A 16,464-nucleotide genomic window follows, 5' to 3' on the forward strand; every position below is an offset into this window, starting at 1 on the left:
TGGCTCCGGGCTATGGGCTGGAAACGGACAAGGCCCGAAGACTAGCAGCCCCTCCGGCTGCCTGCCTCAGCCCGGCTGCCCCAGCACGGTGCGGACCTCGAACAGCTCCGGGAAGAAGGTTAGTTCAAGCGCTTGCTTGAGAAAGCCGACGCCGGAGCTGCCACCGGTGCCGCGGCGGTAGCCAATGATGCGTTCCACCGTCTTCATGTGGCGGAAGCGCCAGAACTGGAAGCTGGCCTCGACGTCGACCAGCTGTTCGCAGGTGGCGTAAGCCTCCCAGTGGGTGTCGGTGTCTTCGTAGATTTCCTTGAACACCGGCACCAGGGCCGGCTCGCGCTCGTAGGGCTGGGACCAGTCGCGCTCCACGCAGCCAGCCGGGACCGCGTAACCCTTGCGGTGCAGGTGGCGCAGGAATTCGTCGTACAGGCTGGGCGCATTGAGCACGGCTTCGAGCTCGGCCGTGGCCCGGGGGTCGTGCGAGAACACCTTCACCATGTCGGCGTTCTTGTTGCCCAGCAGGAACTCCACCAGCCGGTACTGCAGCGACTGGAAGCCCGAGGCGGGACCCAGGATGTCGCGGAACTGCAGGTAGTCGGCCGGCGTCAGGGTCTCGAGCACCGACCACATCTCGGTCAGCTGCTTCTGCACCTGCTTCACCCGGGCCAGGATCTTCTGCATGGGACCCAGCTCGTCGTTCTGCAGGCAGGCCAGGGCCGCCCGCAGCTCATGGATCAGCAGCTTCAGCCACAGCTCGGACACATGGTGCTGGACGATGAACAGCATCTCGTCGTGGTGGGGCGGGTCCGACAGCGGCTTCTGGGCCGAAAGCAGGGTGTCGAGCTGCAGGTAGCCGCCATAGGTGAGGCGGTCGCGCAGGTCGGTGGTGATGCCCTGCTCGAGGGCGCGCTGGTTGGGGGGCTGGGTCATGGCGGGGTCCGACGGCGAAAGGGGAAGTCTGTCATGCGACCGCAGCATTTTCCGATATAAACTGCGGGCTCTGTCACAGTTCGGCAGGGGACCCCCTGGGGGTAGCCCGGACTGGCCGGCAGCTCCGACCATCATCCGAGGCTCCTGACCATGCGCCATAACCCGCGCCTGCACGCCCTTTGTGCCCTGTTTTTCCTGCCGCTGGCCGCCCAGGCGACCGCCGCCGACCTGCTGATCTCCGAAGTCATCGAAGGCAGCAGCAACAACAAGGCCGTCGAGATCCACAACGGCACCGGCGCCCCCGTGGACCTGTCCACCGGCGGCTACACGCTGCAGTTCTACTTCAACGGCAATACCAGCCCCGGCACGACCCTGTCCCTGTCCGGCACGCTGGCCGACGGTGACGTCTACGTCCTGGCGCCCTCGTCCGCGACCGCGGCCATCCTGGCCGAGGCCGACCAGACCGGCGGCACCTGGTTCAACGGCGACGACGCCATCGTGCTGCGCCGCGGCGGCAGCGGCGGTCCGGTGGTGGATTCGCTGGGCCAGGTCGGTGTCGACCCGGGCAGCCAGTGGGGCACCGGCCTGGTCTCGACCGCCGACAACACCCTGCGCCGGCTGGCCACGGCCTGCGCCGGCGATACCACGCCTGACGACGCTTTCGACCCGGCCCTGGAGTGGGAAGGCTATGCCCAGGACACCTTTGACGGTCTGGGCAGCCATGCCAGCAACTGCGGCGGCACGCCGCAGCCGAGCAACCCGACCGCTACCGGCAGCGCCAGCCCGGCCAGCCTGGCCGCGGGCGACGACACCGTGCTCACCGTGCAGGTGACGCCCGGCGCCAACCCGGTCAGCACCGGCCTGCTGGTCAGCGCCGATCTGGGCGACATCGGCGGCAGCGCCGGCCAGTCCTTCCGCGACGACGGACTGGGCGGCGACCTGGTCGCCAACGACCTGGTGTTCACCTGGGCAGGCACCGTCGCGCCGGGCACCTCGCCCGGCCCGAAGACGCTGCCGGTACTGGTCACCGATGACCAGGCACGCAGCGGAACGGGCTCGATCGAGCTGTCGGTGGCGGTCCGCGTCAACATCGCGGGCATCCAGGGCCAGGGCGTCGGCTCGCCGCTGCCAGTCGGCACCGAGGTGGTGACCGAAGGCATCGTCACCGCGCGCCGCGGCAACGGCTACTTCATCCAGAGCGCGCCGGGCGAAGACGACGGCGACCCGGCCACCGCCGAAGGCGTGTTCGTGTTCACCTCCGCGCCGCCGCCGGCCGATGCCGCCGTGGGCAACCGCGTACGGGTGGCGGGCCGGGTCAGCGAATTTTCGCGCACGCCGCACGGTTACCCGCTGACCCAGCTCAACTGGGCCAGCCTGACCGTGCTGGCCACCGGCCAGGCGCTGCCGGCGCCGGTGGTGATCGACCAGACCGTCCTGGCGCCGAACGTCGCGACCGACGCACTGGGCCGTTACCAGGGCATGCGCGTGGAACTGCCGTCCGCGGTCGTGGTCGGTCCGACCAACGGCTTTGGCGACTTCCACGTCACCCTGCCCGACGTGCCGCGCCCGGTGCGCGAGCCCGGCATCGCCGCGCTCGACGCCGTGCCGCTGCCGCCCGGCAACGCGATCCCGGTGTTCGACCGCAACCCCGAGCGCCTGCGCGTGGAAAGCCTGGGCCTGGAAGGCGGCAGTGCGTTCAACCTCGACGCCGGCGCCGTGGTCGCGGGCATGGAGGGCATCCTGTACTACGACCGCGGCGACTTCACGCTGCTGCTGGGCGAGCGGGCGTCGACCACCCACGCCGGCGGCGCGATGGTTGCCGCGGTGCCGGTCGCCGAAGAAGGTGCCGTGCGTATCGCCAGCTACAACATCCAGAACCTCAGCGGCGGTGAATCGGTGCCGCTCGACCGCCTGGCCAAGCTGACCGACGTGTTCTGCCAGTACCTGCGCACGCCGGACGTGGTGGGCCTGGTCGAAATCGGCAACCTCGAAACCGCCCGCCGCCTGGCGCGCGCCATCAACGAGGACGAGTTCGACAACTGCCCGGAAAACCCGGCCTACGAGGCCTACCTGCTGTCCACCAGCGGCAGCCAGCGCCTGGGTTACCTGGTCAGGACGGCGCCGGTGGCCGACGGCCAGCCGCGGGTCGAGGTGCGCGGCGTGGTCGAACATTTCGTCGATGAACCGCTGGTCGCGCCCGACGGCAGCATCAATCCCAGCCTGCGCCTGTTCGACCGCCCGCCGCTGCAGCTCGATGCCCGGGTGAACGACGGCCAGGGCCGCCAGTTCCCGGTGCAGGTGCTGCTCAACCACAACCTGTCCCTGCTCGACGTCAACAACCTCTCGTCCAACGCCCAATGGGGCACGGTCGGCAACCGCTCGCGCGAAAAGCGCAAGCAGCAGGCCGAACGCCTGTCGCAGCTGGTCGAATCGATCCAGCAGGCCGACCCGGACATGCCGATGGTGCTGGTCGGCGACTTCAACGCCTTCGATTTCAGCGATGGTTACGTGGACGTGATGGGCATCATCGCCGGCACGCCGGCGCCGGCCGACGAAGTGCTGCTGGCTGGCCAGAGCGCGGTCACCCGCCCGCTGGTGAACCTGATCGGCACCCGCCCGGTGGGCGAGCGCTATTCCTACGTGTTCGAGGGCAACGCCCAGAACCTGGACCACGCGCTGGTGAACCAGGCCCTGCTCGAGGCGACCGAGGCCACGCTCCACCATGCCCGCGTCAACAGCGACTTCGCCGCCGACCTGGCGGCGGACCCGACCGTGCCGGTGCGCAGCTCCGACCACGATCCGCTGGTGGCCGACCTGGTGGTGCCCGCCTTCCTGGACGCCGATCTGGCGGTGTTGGTGGCCGGTCCGTTCACGCCGGTGCTTGATGGCCAGCGCGCGCCCTTCCTGGCGCTGGTGGGCAACCTGGGCCGGGCACGCGCACTGCGCCCTGAACTGGTGGTGCAGCTCGACGCCCGCCCGGACCAGCTGCTGGCCGTGCACGCCGAAGGCTGGCTCTGCGATGCGCCGGTGGCCGACGGTGACGGCAGCCGCCTGGTCTGTGGCCGCGAAGAGGCCCTGGCGCCGGGCGCGTTCGACCTGCTGCGTTTCGACCTGCAGGCGCGCCGCGAGACCGTGCAGGACCGCGTTGGTCTTCACCTGCAGGCGCGCACGCGCAGCAACGACACCCACGCCGGCAACGATGCCGACGACGCCAGCGTGAAGGTGGTTGGCCGGCCGCGGAGTCGCGGCGGCCGCTAAGGCACGCACGACCCTACGCCAGCGAACGGGCGCCTTCGGGCGCCCGTTTCGCTTTCGACCCGGGGGCTGGCTATGATCGGGAGGGTTTCCCAAGGAAGGACACGATGTCCCGGATCGCCACCTTCGAGATCGAATACCTTCAATACCTTGGCCCGGACGGCCGGTTGGTCCGTGAGGACCTGCCCGAGTTCGCCAAGGATCGCCGCAACCTGGTCGAGCTGTTCAAGCACATGCTGCTGGTGCGCACCTTCGACACCAAGTCGGTGGCACTGCAGCGCACCGGCAAGCTGGGCACCTACGCCAGCTGCCTGGGCCACGAGGCCGCGCACATCGGCATCGGCAGCGCCATGCAGTACGACGACGTGCTGGCGCCGAGCTACCGCGAATACGGCGCCCAGTTCATGCGCGGCGTGAAACCGCGTGACGTCCTGATGTACTGGGGCGGCGACGAACGCGGCAACGACTTCTCGGGCCCGCCGCACGATTACCCCTGGTGCGTGCCCATCGCCACCCAGTGCCTGCACGCGGCCGGCGCCGCGCTGGCCTTCAAGCTGCGCGGCGAACCGCGGGTGGCGGTCACCTGCGTCGGCGACGGCGGCAGCTCCAAGACCGACACCTACGCCGCGATCAATTCGGCCGGCGCCTACACCCTGCCCTTCGTGCTGTGCATCATCAACAACGGCTGGGCGATCTCGGTGCCACGCAAGGCCCAGACCGGTGCCAAGACCCTGGCCCAGAAGGGCATCGCCGGCGGCCTGGACTGCGTGCAGGTGGACGGCAACGACATCATCGCCGTGCGCGCCGCCATGGACCACGCGCTCAAGCGCGCCCGCAACGGCCACGGCGGCAGCGTGCTGGAACTGGTCACCTACCGCCTGTCCGACCACACCACCGCCGACGACGCCCGCCGCTACCGCGACGACGCCGAGGTCAAGGCGGCCTGGGAACGCGAACCGATGTCGCGCCTGCGCACCTTCCTGATCTCCGAGGGCGTGTGGAGCGAGGCCGAAGAAGCGCAGTGGAAGGAAGAATGCGGCAAACAGGTGGACATCGAGGTCAACGCCTACCTGGAAACCAAGGTGCAGCCGGTGGAAGCGATGTTCGATTACCTCTACGCCGAACTGCCGGCCGACCTGGAAGCCCAGCGTGCCGACGCGATCAAGTGGGAGGGCCGCTGAGATGGCCGCCATCACCCTGATCGAAGCGATCACCCAGGCCCTGGCCTGGGAAATGAAGGCCGACGACACCGTGCTGGTGATCGGCGAGGACGTCGGCGTCAACGGCGGCGTCTTCCGCGCCACCGCCGGCCTGCAGCAGACCTTCGGCGACCAGCGCGTCATCGACACGCCGCTGGACGAAACCACCATCGCCGGCCTCACCGTCGGCCTGGCCTCGCAGGGCATGAAACCCGTCGCCGAGGCGCAGTTCGACGGTTTCATGTACCCGATGGTTGACCACATCATTTGCCATGCGGCGCGTTTTCGTTACCGCACCCGCGGCCGCCTGACCTGCCCGATGGTGCTGCGCGTGCCCTGGGGCGGCGGCATCCGCGCACCCGAGCACCACAGCGAGGCCAACGAGTCGATCTTCACCAACGTCCCGGGCCTGCGCGTGGTCATGCCCAGTTCGCCGCAGCGCGCCTACGGCCTGCTGCTGGCCGCGATCCGCGACCCGGATCCGGTCATCTTCATGGAGCCCAAGCGCATCTACCGGCAGTACAAGGAAGACGTGCCCGACGATGGCGAAGCGCTGCCGCTGGACGTGTGCTTCCAGCTGCGCGACGGCGACGACCTCACGCTCGTCACCTGGGGCGCGCAGGTGAAGGAAACCCTGGAAGCGGCCGATGAACTGGCCAAGCAGGGCATCAGCGCCGAGGTGATCGACGTGGCCACGCTCAAGCCGCTGGATTTCGACACCATCCGCGAGTCGGTGGCCAAGACCGGCCGCTGCGTGATCGTGCACGAAGCGGCGAAAACCGCCGGCTTCGGCGCCGAGATCGCCGCGCGCCTGGCCGAGGAATCCATGTACGACCTGCTGGCCCCGGTCGAGCGCGTCACCGGCTACGACACCCACATCCCCCTGTTCCGCCTCGAGATGAAGTACCTGCCGAGCGTGGACAAGATCGTTGCCGCCGCCAAGCGCGCGCTGGCGGCGGGCTGAGGAAACACACATGAGCGACAAGAAGCTGTTCAAGCTGCCCGACCTGGGCGAAGGCCTTCCCGACGCCGAGATCGTCGAGTGGCTGGTCAAGGAAGGCGACATCGTCAAGCTCGACGAGCCGCTGGTCTCCATGGAAACCGCCAAGGCCGTGGTGGAGGTGCCCTCGCCGTTCTCCGGCAAGGTCACCCGTCTGGCCGGCAAGGCCGGCGACGTCATCGAGACCGGCAGCTGGCTGGTCGAGATCGAAATCGACCCGTCCCTGCCCCAGCGTGCAGATGCCCAGGACACCGGGCATTCGCACGGCCACAAGGGCGCCGGCAACACGGTGCCGAACGAAGAATCCCGCGATGATGGCGACGACCTCACCGTCGTCGCTTCCGACACCGGCGGCGAAATCCGCGAGGAGCCTGAAGAAGAGTCCGGCGACGCCGGCACCGTCGTTGGCGCCATGCAAAGCTCCAACGCCGTGCGCAGCGAGCAGGCGTCCGTAGTCGGCGGCGTGCGCGCCATGCCGGCCGTGCGTGCGCTGGCGCGCAAGCTCAAGGTGGACCTTTCCCGCGTCAAGGCCACCGGCACCGACGGCGTGGTGACGGCCGCGGACGTCAAGAAGGCGGCGGCGGAAGGCAGCGCCCCGGCCGGTGCCGCGGGCAGCCGCGCGGCAGCCGCCGCGCCGGCACCATCGCGGACCGAGGCGCCGACGCCGGGCCGTGCGGCCCCGGCCCGGTCCGAGGCCGCGCTGGACGTCGACGAACCCATCCGCGGCGTGCGCCGCAACATGGTCCGCACCATGTCCCAGGCCCACGCCGAGGTCGTGCCGACCACGCTGATGGACGACGCCGACATCAATGCCTGGGCACCGGGCGAGGACATCATGGCGCGCATGATCCGCGCCATCGCCGTCGCTGCCGAAGCCGAGCCGGCGATGAATGCCTGGCTCAACGCAAAGGAAGGCACCCTGCGCCGGCATGCGCGCGTGGACGTGGGCATCGCGGTCGATTCCCCGGAAGGCCTGTTCGTGGCCAACCTGCGCAACGCCGAGCGGCTTGAGCCCTACCAGGTGCGCCAGGCCATCAACCGAATCCGCGACGGCGTCAAGAACCGCTCGCTGCCGCCGGAAGAGCTGCGCGACTACACCATCATGCTGTCGAACTTCGGCGTCTTCGCCGGCAAGTACGCCACGCCCGTGGTGGTGCCGCCTTGCGTCGCCATCATCGGCGCCGGCCGCCTGCACCACGCCGTGGTGCCCGTGCTGGGCGGGCTGGAAACGCACCGGATCATGCCGCTCTCGCTCACCTTCGACCACCGCGCCGCCACCGGCGGCGAGGCCGCGCGGTTCCTGCGCGCCCTGATCGACGACCTGCAAAAAGCGCGCTGATGGCCCACCGCAGTCGCCTGGCGGGTTTCATCATCGACTGCGAGGGCGGCTCGCTGGGCGAAGCCGCCGGTTTCTGGAGCCAGGCCCTGGGCCTGCCCGTGACCGACCCCGACGAGGGCGGACAGGACAAATATGCCCGCCTCGATGGCAGCGCACTGGGCTTGCACATCGAGGTCCAGAAGGTGGCGCATCCCTCGCGCGTCCACCTGGACGTCGAGACCGACGACATGGAAGCCGAAGCCCGGCGCCTGGTGGCCCTGGGCGCCAAGGAAGTATCCCGGCCGCACGACGGCCGCTGGATCGTGCTCGAAGCGCCCACCGGGCACCGCTTCTGCGTGGTGCGCGCCCGCAAGCGCCTGACCCGCGCCAACGCCAACGTCCACCCCTGATCGCCGCGCCGGGCGACGCAGCCCGGCTCAGTCCTGGGCGACCTCGATCCGGTCGCGCCCGCGCCGCTTGGCCAGGTACAGGGCCTGGTCGGCACGCTCGAACACCGATTCGGTCGCGTCCCGTCCGGCCTGGCCACTGGCGATGCCCGCCGAGAGCGTCACCGGCACCGGCAGGTCCGGGTGGCTTGCCACCGTCTCGCGGATGCGTTCGACCACGGTGATCGCGCCATCCGGCGGCGTTGCCGGCATCAGCACCAGGAACTCCTCGCCGCCATAGCGCACGGCGACGTCGCCACCGCGCACCGCCTTGAGTATCTGTTCGCCGACCAGGCTCAGGACCTCGTCGCCGGTGGCATGGCCGTGGCCATCGTTGATGCGCTTGAAGTGGTCGATGTCGAGCACGGCCACGGTGAACTGGCCGCCCCCGGCCCAGAAGCCCCCCACGGTCGCCTCTTCCAGCCCGCCGCGGTTGAGCAGGCCGGTCAGCGAATCGCGCCGGGCTTCTTCGGCCAGGGCCGTGTTGCGCGCCTCGAGGCTGCGCTGGTAGTCCTGCAGCTCGCGGGTGGCCAGTTCACGTTCGGCCAGCAGGCGCTGGCCTTCGAGTTCGCGCTGCCGCAGTTCCAGCAGCGACACGGCCATGCGTGCCAGCGCCCGCAGCGCCTCGACCTGCTCCAGGCTGATCTCGCGCGGCACCACGTCCACGACGCAGACCGTGCCCAGGGCGTAGCCGTCGCGGGTGACCATCGGCGCGCCGGCGTAAAAACGCAGGTGGTCGTCGCCGGTGACCTGGGGATAGTTCCGGAAGACCGGGTGCTGCGAGGCGTCGTTGACGATGGTCACTTCGTCCGGCCGCCGGATCGCGATGTCGCAGAAGGCGATGCTGCGCTCGGTTTCTTCGCCCTGGATGCCATGGCTGGCTTTGAACCACTGCCGGTCTTCGTCCACGAACGTGACCACGGCCTGCGGCGTGCCGCAGATCGCGGTCGCCAGCTGCACCACGTCTTCGAAGGCCTGCTCGGGCAGGCTGTCGAGGATCCGGTAACGACGCAGCGCCTGCAGCCGGCGCTGGTCGTCCGGCGGCGGGCTCCAGTCGGAGGGCGGGCCAGGGTTCGCGTTCATCGCACTTCCTCGCTCGCGGGTCAGGGGGCAGTCTAGGCCAGGCCAGCCCAACGCAATCAAACTGCCCGGCGGAATCGCTGCCCGCGCAGCGCCCAGGCCACGCCCACGACCAGCAGGAAGGCCTTGTAGGCCAGCAGGCTGGCCAGCACCTGGCGCCAGATCGGACCGGCCTCGATGCCGGTGGCCGCCGTGGCAAAGCCCCAACGCCCCGCCAGGAAGGCGGCCAGGAAGGCCAGCAACAGGGCGATGGCGTCGAAACGCCGGCGCGCCGCGGTCTTTTCGAGCGTGCGCGGGTAGAACCAGTACAGCACGGCCAGGATGGCGAACCAGGGCAGGAACAGGATCAGGGCGAGGTCGGCGACGTCAGCCATCAGGCGCCCTCCTCGACGAAGGCCTGCAGCGCCGCTTTCGCGGCGTCGAGGGAAACGCCCGGCGCCAGCGCACCAATCCGTACATCCCCCAGCCACAAGCCGTCCTGCTCCTCCCGCAGGTCGCGGGCGCCCTCGAGTTTCAGGCGCGCGACCCGGACGCCGGCATCACGCGGCGAATCGAAACCACCGCCGCCCAGCAGTTCCTGGCCATCGCCATCGACGAGCTTGAAGTGGAAGCGGCCGTCCTTTTCCCGGTACTGCTTGAACTCGGGGCGGGCCTTCTTCGCGGCTTCCGCGGTTCTCACAACCGCCTGCTCGCGCAGGTCGCGCAGGCCCACGGCCCGGCGCAGCTCAGTCATCAGCGGTTTGGCGATGTTGCGGGCCTTGTCGCCACCGGCGCGCAGCACTTCTTCGATGTGCCCGGGACGGGCCATCAGCGCGTCGTACTTTTCGCGCAGCGGCGCCAGCTCCTCGTCCAGCCGTTCGAACAGCGCCTGCTTGGCCTCGCCCCAGCCGATGCCGTCGGCGAACGCCCGGGCGAACGCCGCCGACTGCGCCGGCGTCGCGAAGGCCTGGTGCAGCTGGAACAGCGCCGAGCCCTCGGTGTCCTTGGGCTCGCCCGGTGCCCGCGAATCGGTGACGATCGAGAACACCAGCTTCTTCAGGGTTTCGCGCGGCGCGAACAGCGGGATGGTGTTGTCGTAGCTCTTGCTCATCTTGCGGCCGTCCAGGCCCGGCAGGGTGGCGACGTTCTCCTCCACGGCCGCCTCGGGCAGCACGAAGTGGTCGCCATAGAGATGGTTGAAGCGGGCGCCGAAATCACGCGCCATCTCGATGTGCTGCACCTGGTCGCGGCCGACCGGCACGGAGTGCGCCTTGAACATCAGGATGTCGGCGGCCATCAGCACCGGGTACATGAACAGGCCGGCACTGACGCCGGCATCGGGGTCTTCACCGGCCTCGGTGTTCTTGTCCACGGCGGCCTTGTAGGCATGGGCGCGGTTGAGCTGGCCCTTGCCGGCCACGCAGGTCAGCAGCCAGGTCAGCTCCGGGATCTCGGGGATGTCGGACTGGCGGTAGAACCACACCTGGTCCGGGTCCAGGCCGCAGGCCAGCCAGCTGGCCGCGATCTCCAGGGTTGAGCGCTGCACCCGGGCCGGGTCCTGCACCTTGATCAGGGCGTGGTAGTCGGCCAGGAAGAAGAAACTTTCCACGCGGGGCTGGCGGCTGGCGGCCACCGCCGGGCGGATGGCGCCGGCGTAGTTGCCCAGGTGCGGGGTGCCGGAGGTGGTGATGCCGGTGAGTACGCGGGTGACGGTCATGGATTCATCGGGCGAAGGAACCCGGCGAGTTTACCGCGTCGGCGGTCCAACCCCGTCCGGGCCGCTGGAACGTTGAATCTCCTACCCCGCACGAGGAGTCCGCCATGAAGTCCGTCAATGCCCTGCTGCTGTTCGCCCTGGCCACCCTGTCCAGCCTGCCCGCCTGCGCCCGCCAGGCGCCCCTGGTCGATCTGCAGGTGCAGGACCTGGAGCTGGGCCAGGCCCTGCCCTGGCACCCGCACCGTGGCCGCCACTACGTCGAGGGCCGGCCCGGCCACCGCTACAGCCTGGTCCTGCACAACACCACCGGCGAACGGGTGCTGGCGGTGGTATCGGTGGACGGCGTGAACGCCATCAGCGGCGAAACCGCCGGCACCGGCCAGTCCGGCTACGTGCTGGGCCCCTGGCAGCGCCTGGAGGTCCGGGGCTGGCGCAAGAACCTGTCCGAGGTCGCGCAGTTCCACTTCACGGACCTGCCCGACAGTTACGCCGCCCGCACCGGCCGTCCCGGCAATGTCGGCGTGATCGGCGTGGCGGTGTTCCGCGAACGCCAGGCCCCGGTCCACCCGTCGTATCCGGCGCCGATCGCACGCGAGCAATCCCGGGGCGCGGGCAAACCCGGACACGCCAGCGATGCTGCCGCACCGTTGGCGGAGTCGAGCCGCATGGACGAAGGCCTGGCCCGCCAGAAGCTGGGCACCGGCCACGGCGAACGCCGCTGGGACGCCGCCACCACCACCCGTTTCGAACGCGCCAGCCGCTGGCCGGCGCAAGTCCTGGAACTTCACTACGACGGCACCGACGCCCTGATGGCCCGCGGCGTGCTGCCGCGCCGCTGGCCGCGCTACGACGACGCCCCGGCGGCCTTCCCGATCGGTTTCGCACCCGATCCCTGACACCCGGCCAAAGAAAAAGGCCGGGCATTGCTGCCCGGCCTCTTCTTGCCGATCAGTCGCAAAAGGCGCCGATCAGTTCTTGGCCTCTTCCGCGGCTTCTTCGAGTTCGTCGCCGGCCTTGGAGACATCCTTGCCGAAACCTTCGATGGTGTTGCAGCCAGAAAGCGCGAACGCGGCCAGCATGGCCGCCAGCATCAGACGGGTACGGGTCATGGGTAACTCCTGTGGGTGGGTTGCCCGCTGAGTCTAGACTTCGCGGAGAGACTGTCAATCATCCCCCGCGCACGTTTCACGGATGATTCACGCCCCGGTTCAGTCGCGCATCAGGGTGGACTTCCCGAACAGGCTTTCGACCAGGTCCACGGCCAGCTTGCCGGTGCGGTTGTGGTCGTCGTAGGCCGGGTTGAGCTCCATGATGTCCAGCGAACCCAGGCGGCCCGTGTCGGCGATCATTTCCATCACCAGCTGTGCCTCGCGGTAGTTCGGACCGCCCGGCACGGTGGTGCCCACGCCGGGGGCGATCGACGGATCCAGGAAGTCCACGTCGAAGCTGACGTGCACATGGGTCTGGTCGTCGATGCCTTCCAGGGCTTCTTCCATCACCCGCTTCATGCCGATCTCGTCGATGTAGCGCATGTCGTAGATGTCGACGCCGTATTCCTTCACCAGGCGCTTTTCGCCCTGGTCCACCGACCGGATGCCGATCTGGCGCAGCACGCTGGGATGGATCGCGGGGGAATCGCCGCCCAGATGGGTCAGCGACTCCGGGCCGACGCCGCACAGGCACGCGACGGGCATGCCGTGCACGTTGCCCGAGGGCGTGACGTCACTGGTGTTGAAGTCGGCATGGGCGTCGAGCCAGAGCACGCGCAGCTTCTTGCCGGTGTCCTTGCAGTGGCGCGCGACGGCCTTGATGCTGCCCAGTCCCAGGCAGTGGTCACCGCCCATCAACACCGGCAGGCGGCCCTGGCCGAGCTGGGACTGTACGGCCTCCATGACCAGGCGATTCCACTCCACGACCTGCTCAAGATGGCGGTAGCCGTCGGTCGGCGGCAGCCAGGGGTTGGCAGGGCCGGCGAGGTTGCCGGTGTCGATGACCTCCAGGCCACGCTCGTGCAGGGCTTCGCCCAGGCCGGCCACGCGCAGGGCTTCCGGGCCCATGACGGCGCCACGATGGCCGGCGCCGATGTCGGTGGGGGCGCCGATGAGCGCCAGGGTGCGTGACAGGCTCATTCCGAGGCCTCCGCCTTGGCCGGCACCTGCACCGGGCGGCCCTCCGCCTGCCAGCGTAGCCAGCTGCCCTCGACCTGGCGCACTTCGATGCCGGCGTCCTCCAGGATGTCCTGGGCCATGCTGGCGCGCTTGCCGCTGCGGCAATAGACCAGCACCCAGCGGTCACGGTCGATCTCGTCCAGGCGCGCGGCCAGCTGGTCGTGCGGGATCAGCACGGCGCCGGGCAAGTGCCCCTGGGCGAACTCCTCGGGGCTGCGCACGTCGAGCAGCAGCGGCGCATCGTCGCGCGCGGTGATCTCGGCGACCGCGGCCGGCGACACCGCCGGGCGACCGGCCAGCGCGGACAGCGGCAGCAACAGGGCGAGGACCAGGAAAGGGCGAATTGACTTGCGCATGACGGAATTCCAGCGTTTCGGGACCCCGTCAGGATAGTCCCGCCGGTGGTGGACTGGCCACCACCGCCAGGCAGGACCGCCGCCGGTGCATGCAAGCGAAGGAATTCAGTCGCGCGGGAAGCGCGCGTCGATCTCGCTGGCCGGCGCCGGCCGGCCGAAGTGGTAGCCCTGCAGTTCGTCGCAGCCCATTTCACGCAGGAAGTCGGCCTGGGCCTGGGTTTCCACGCCCTCGGCCGCCACCACCATGTGCAGCTCGTGTCCCACCGCGACGATGGTGCGGGCGATGGCGGCGTCGGCGGCGTTGTCGGGCAGTTCGGTCACGAAACTCCGATCGATCTTGAGCTTGTCGAGCGAGAACTGCTTGAGGTAGGCCAGGCTGGAATAGCCGGTGCCGAAATCGTCGAGCGAAAGCGACACGCCCAGGGCCTTGATTTCGGCGAGCCGGCCCTTCACCCGGTCGACGTTTTCCATCAGCGAACTTTCGGTCAGCTCGATCTCGAGCATGCCGCGCGGCACGCCGTGGCGCTCCAGCGCCTCGCGCACGCGCTGCACGATGTCCGGGCGCTGCAGCTGGTGGGCCGAGAAGTTGACGGCCACCGTGAACCCCTCCCTGCCCTGTTCGCGCCAGGCGCTGAGCTGCCGGCAGGCTTCGTTGAGCACCCAAAGCCCCAGTTCCGGCATCAGCCCCAGCGATTCGGCGATGGGAATGAACCGGCCCGGCGGCACCGGGCCCAGCTCCGGGTTGTTCCAGCGAAGAAGGGCCTCGAAGCCGGTGATGCGGCGGCTGGTGGCGTCGAGCTGCGGCTGGTAGTGAAGCTGCAGTTCGTCCCGCGTCACCGCCTCGCGAAGGCGCGCACCCAGCACCAGGCGGTCTTCGAGTTCCTGCATCTGCAGGGTCGAGAATTCACAGGCAACGTCGCGCCCTTCCCGCTTGGCGCGACTCATCGCGGCCTCGGCGCGGCGCAGCAGGTCGGTACCGCTGTCGCCGTGCAGCGGCGAACGCGCGATGCCGATGCTGGCCGTGAGGTAAAGGCTGTAGCCGTCGCCTTCGATCGGCTGTGCCACGGCCTGGCGCAGCGCGTCGGCGACCTTGAGCACCTCCTCACGCGGCGCATCCGGCACCATGGCGACGAACTCGTCACCAGCGAAACGCGCCAGGTATCCCGGCCCGCCCAGGACGTCGCGCAGGCGTTCGGACACCAGGCGAAGCGCCTCGTCGCCGATGATGTGGCCCATGGACTCGTTGATGGCGTGGAAATGGTCGATGTCGATGAACAGCACCGACAGTTCGGAGTTTTCGCGTTCGAGCAGGGTCCCGATGGCCGATTCCAGGATCGGGTAGCGCGGCAACGAGGTCACCGGGTCGTGGTTGGCGGCGTAGGCCAGTTCGGCCTCGACCTGGCGGCGCTCGGTCAGGTCATTCTGGATGCCGACGAAGTGGGTGGTGTTGCCGCCGTCGTCGCGAACCGGCGAGATGAACAGGTGGTTCCAGAAGAGCGAGCCGTCCTTGCGGAAATTGCGCAGGATGACGTTGCAGTCGCTGCCCGTCGACACCGCGCGGCGCAGGATCTCGAGCTCGGGCTGGCAGGTTTCTTCGCCCTGCAGGAACCGGCAGTTCCGACCCGTTGCTTCATCCGAGCTGTAGCCGGTAAGCGCTTCGAAGGCGGGATTGACGTAGATGATGGGAAGGTCGTCGGACTGGGCATCGGCGATGACGATGCCATTCATGCTCGACTCGACGGCGCGCTGCAGCAGCAGCAGGCGCTCCTGCGCGGCGCGCTGCCCGGTGATGTCGTGGGCAATGACCATGCGGCAGGTCTTGCCGTTGAGTTCGACCGGATGCCCGGTCACTTCGGCCCAGACCAGGCTGCCGTCCTTGCGACGATGGCGCCAGACGCCCGCGTTGCCCGCCAGGCTGCCATTGCGCGATAGGTAGTCCCGCAGGCGATCGGCCTCCTCGGGGTCGCGGATGTCGAAGATGGTCATGTCCTCGAGTTCATCGCGGCCGTAGCCGTAGCTCGACACCATCGCGTCGTTGACCGCCACGAAGTTGAAGCTCGTGGCGTCGTAGACCCAGGTCGGGAAGGGGTTGAGCTCGAACAGCTGGCGGTAACGCTGCTTGCCGCCCTCGATTTCAGCGACCTGGCGGGCGCGCTCGGCGGCATAGCGTAGCGAGCGCGCCAGCTTCTCGGCGTCGATGTGCCCCTTCACCAGGTAGTCGGACGCACCCGCGGCCAGTGCTTCGCGGTCCACGTCCGGGTTGCCCTGGCCCGTGAGCATGATCACCGGGCGATGCGCGCTTCGCTCGGCCACCGCCATGCGCACCAGGTCCATGCCGTTGTCGGGCCCCAGGTGGTAGTCGACCAGGAATACGTCGTGCCGGTTCGCGCGCAGCGCCTCCACGCCCTCGGCCAGCGTGGCCACCCATTCGAGTTCGAACCGGCCCTGCGGATAGTCCGCCAGCAGGTCACGCAGGATCAGGAAATCCTCTTCGTCGTCGTCGACGACGAGTACGCGGAGCACTTCGTCGTTCAACAAGCGTCCCCCCCGGCCTCGGGCGGCAGGTCCACCACCTGGAGCCAGTACTTGCCCAGGGTCTGCACCACGTCGGTCAGGCCCGTGAAAGTGACCGGCTTGGTGATGAAGGAATTGACGCCGTCCCTGTAGCTCCGGGCCACGTCCTCTTCGGCCTTGGACGTGGTGAGGATGACCACCGGGATGGCGCGCAGCTTCGGGTCGGCCTTGATCTCGCGCAGGACCTCGCGGCCATCCTTGCGCGGCATGTTCAGGTCAAGCAGCACCAGGCCCGGCATCGGATAGGCGTCGTCGTCGCTGTACTGGCCGCGGCGGCGCAGGTAGTCCAGGAGCTCCTCGCCGTCGCTGACGAAATGCAGGGGGTTGCGCAACCGGCATTCGGCGAAGGCCTCCTGGGTCATCAGGCGGTCGTCCGGGTCGTCATCCGCCATCAGGATGGCGATGGGCTGGCGCGGGCTATTCATCGAAGGACAGGGTCCCTGGG

The 16,464-nt window shown here is 69.0% G+C and carries 14 protein-coding genes and 1 pseudogene; 6 read left to right on the plus strand and 9 right to left on the minus strand.

Translation table 11 applies throughout. The annotated features are described in order from the left end of the window. Positions 1-66 precede the first annotated feature (66 nt). Positions 67-927, minus strand: coding sequence for a tryptophan 2,3-dioxygenase (locus ACYVJH_RS08305; protein WP_460454142.1), 861 nt, complete (start codon positions 925-927; stop codon positions 67-69). 150 nt (positions 928-1,077) lie between these two features. Between ACYVJH_RS08305 and ACYVJH_RS08310 the strand changes: the two genes are divergently transcribed. The 5 genes from ACYVJH_RS08310 to ACYVJH_RS08330 all read left to right on the plus strand — a co-directional run bounded on the left by ACYVJH_RS08310 (position 1,078) and on the right by ACYVJH_RS08330 (position 8,109). Then, a complete protein-coding gene (locus tag ACYVJH_RS08310) occupies positions 1,078-4,185 on the plus strand; it encodes a lamin tail domain-containing protein (RefSeq protein WP_460454143.1) in 3,108 nt (1,035 codons plus the stop codon). Between the two features lie 104 nt (positions 4,186-4,289). Next, positions 4,290-5,363: a pyruvate dehydrogenase (acetyl-transferring) E1 component subunit alpha gene (pdhA, locus tag ACYVJH_RS08315; protein WP_460454144.1), complete on the plus strand. Its 1,074-nt coding sequence runs from the start codon at positions 4,290-4,292 to the stop codon at positions 5,361-5,363. Position 5,364: 1 nt separating this feature from the next. Next, complete coding sequence (locus ACYVJH_RS08320) at positions 5,365-6,345, plus strand: alpha-ketoacid dehydrogenase subunit beta (RefSeq protein WP_460454145.1); 981 nt, start codon at positions 5,365-5,367, stop codon at positions 6,343-6,345. Between the two features lie 10 nt (positions 6,346-6,355). Further along, complete coding sequence (locus ACYVJH_RS08325; protein ID WP_460454146.1) at positions 6,356-7,720, plus strand: dihydrolipoamide acetyltransferase family protein; 1,365 nt, start codon at positions 6,356-6,358, stop codon at positions 7,718-7,720. Continuing rightward, the gene (locus ACYVJH_RS08330) at positions 7,720-8,109 is read left to right on the plus strand and encodes a VOC family protein (protein WP_460454147.1); all 390 of its coding nucleotides are present in this window, start codon (positions 7,720-7,722) and stop codon (positions 8,107-8,109) included. The genes ACYVJH_RS08325 and ACYVJH_RS08330 overlap by 1 nt, the downstream gene beginning before the upstream one ends. Positions 8,110-8,136: 27 nt before the next feature. On the opposite strand, the gene ACYVJH_RS08335 is transcribed toward ACYVJH_RS08330, so the two are convergent. From ACYVJH_RS08335 to ACYVJH_RS08345, 3 genes and pseudogenes are all read right to left on the minus strand, one after another. Beyond that, entirely contained in the window at positions 8,137-9,228 is a 1,092-nt protein-coding gene (locus ACYVJH_RS08335; protein WP_460454148.1) for a sensor domain-containing diguanylate cyclase, read from the minus strand. Positions 9,229-9,284: 56 nt separating this feature from the next. Then, complete coding sequence (locus tag ACYVJH_RS08340; protein ID WP_460454149.1) at positions 9,285-9,599, minus strand: hypothetical protein; 315 nt, start codon at positions 9,597-9,599, stop codon at positions 9,285-9,287. 137 nt (positions 9,600-9,736) lie between these two features. Continuing rightward, positions 9,737-10,921, minus strand: a pseudogene (locus ACYVJH_RS08345) (tryptophan--tRNA ligase); the annotation flags it as partial. Positions 10,922-11,025: 104 nt separating this feature from the next. On the opposite strand from ACYVJH_RS08345, the gene ACYVJH_RS08350 reads away from it, so the two are divergent. Next, positions 11,026-11,817: a hypothetical protein gene (locus tag ACYVJH_RS08350; protein ID WP_460454150.1), complete on the plus strand. Its 792-nt coding sequence runs from the start codon at positions 11,026-11,028 to the stop codon at positions 11,815-11,817. Positions 11,818-11,889: 72 nt separating this feature from the next. Here ACYVJH_RS08350 and ACYVJH_RS08355 read toward each other — a convergent pair whose 3' ends face one another. The 5 genes from ACYVJH_RS08355 to ACYVJH_RS08375 form a co-directional block, all read right to left on the minus strand. Beyond that, the gene (locus ACYVJH_RS08355) at positions 11,890-12,030 is read right to left on the minus strand and encodes an entericidin A/B family lipoprotein (protein ID WP_460454151.1); all 141 of its coding nucleotides are present in this window, start codon (positions 12,028-12,030) and stop codon (positions 11,890-11,892) included. Between the two features lie 99 nt (positions 12,031-12,129). Continuing rightward, the gene (gene rocF, locus ACYVJH_RS08360; RefSeq protein ID WP_460454152.1) at positions 12,130-13,050 is read right to left on the minus strand and encodes an arginase; all 921 of its coding nucleotides are present in this window, start codon (positions 13,048-13,050) and stop codon (positions 12,130-12,132) included. Next, positions 13,047-13,445, minus strand: a complete 399-nt coding sequence (locus ACYVJH_RS08365) for a rhodanese-like domain-containing protein (RefSeq protein WP_460454153.1) — start codon at positions 13,443-13,445, stop codon at positions 13,047-13,049. The genes rocF and ACYVJH_RS08365 overlap by 4 nt, the downstream gene beginning before the upstream one ends. A gap of 105 nt (positions 13,446-13,550) precedes the next feature. Beyond that, on the minus strand, positions 13,551-15,980 hold the full coding sequence (locus ACYVJH_RS08370) for a two-component system response regulator (protein WP_460454154.1): 2,430 nt from the start codon (positions 15,978-15,980) through the stop codon (positions 13,551-13,553). Continuing rightward, on the minus strand, positions 15,977-16,444 hold the full coding sequence (locus tag ACYVJH_RS08375; protein ID WP_460454155.1) for a response regulator: 468 nt from the start codon (positions 16,442-16,444) through the stop codon (positions 15,977-15,979). Before ACYVJH_RS08375 ends, ACYVJH_RS08370 begins: the two co-directional genes overlap by 4 nt. Positions 16,445-16,464: the final 20 nt, after the last annotated feature.

Source organism: Arenimonas aestuarii, assembly GCF_054781715.1.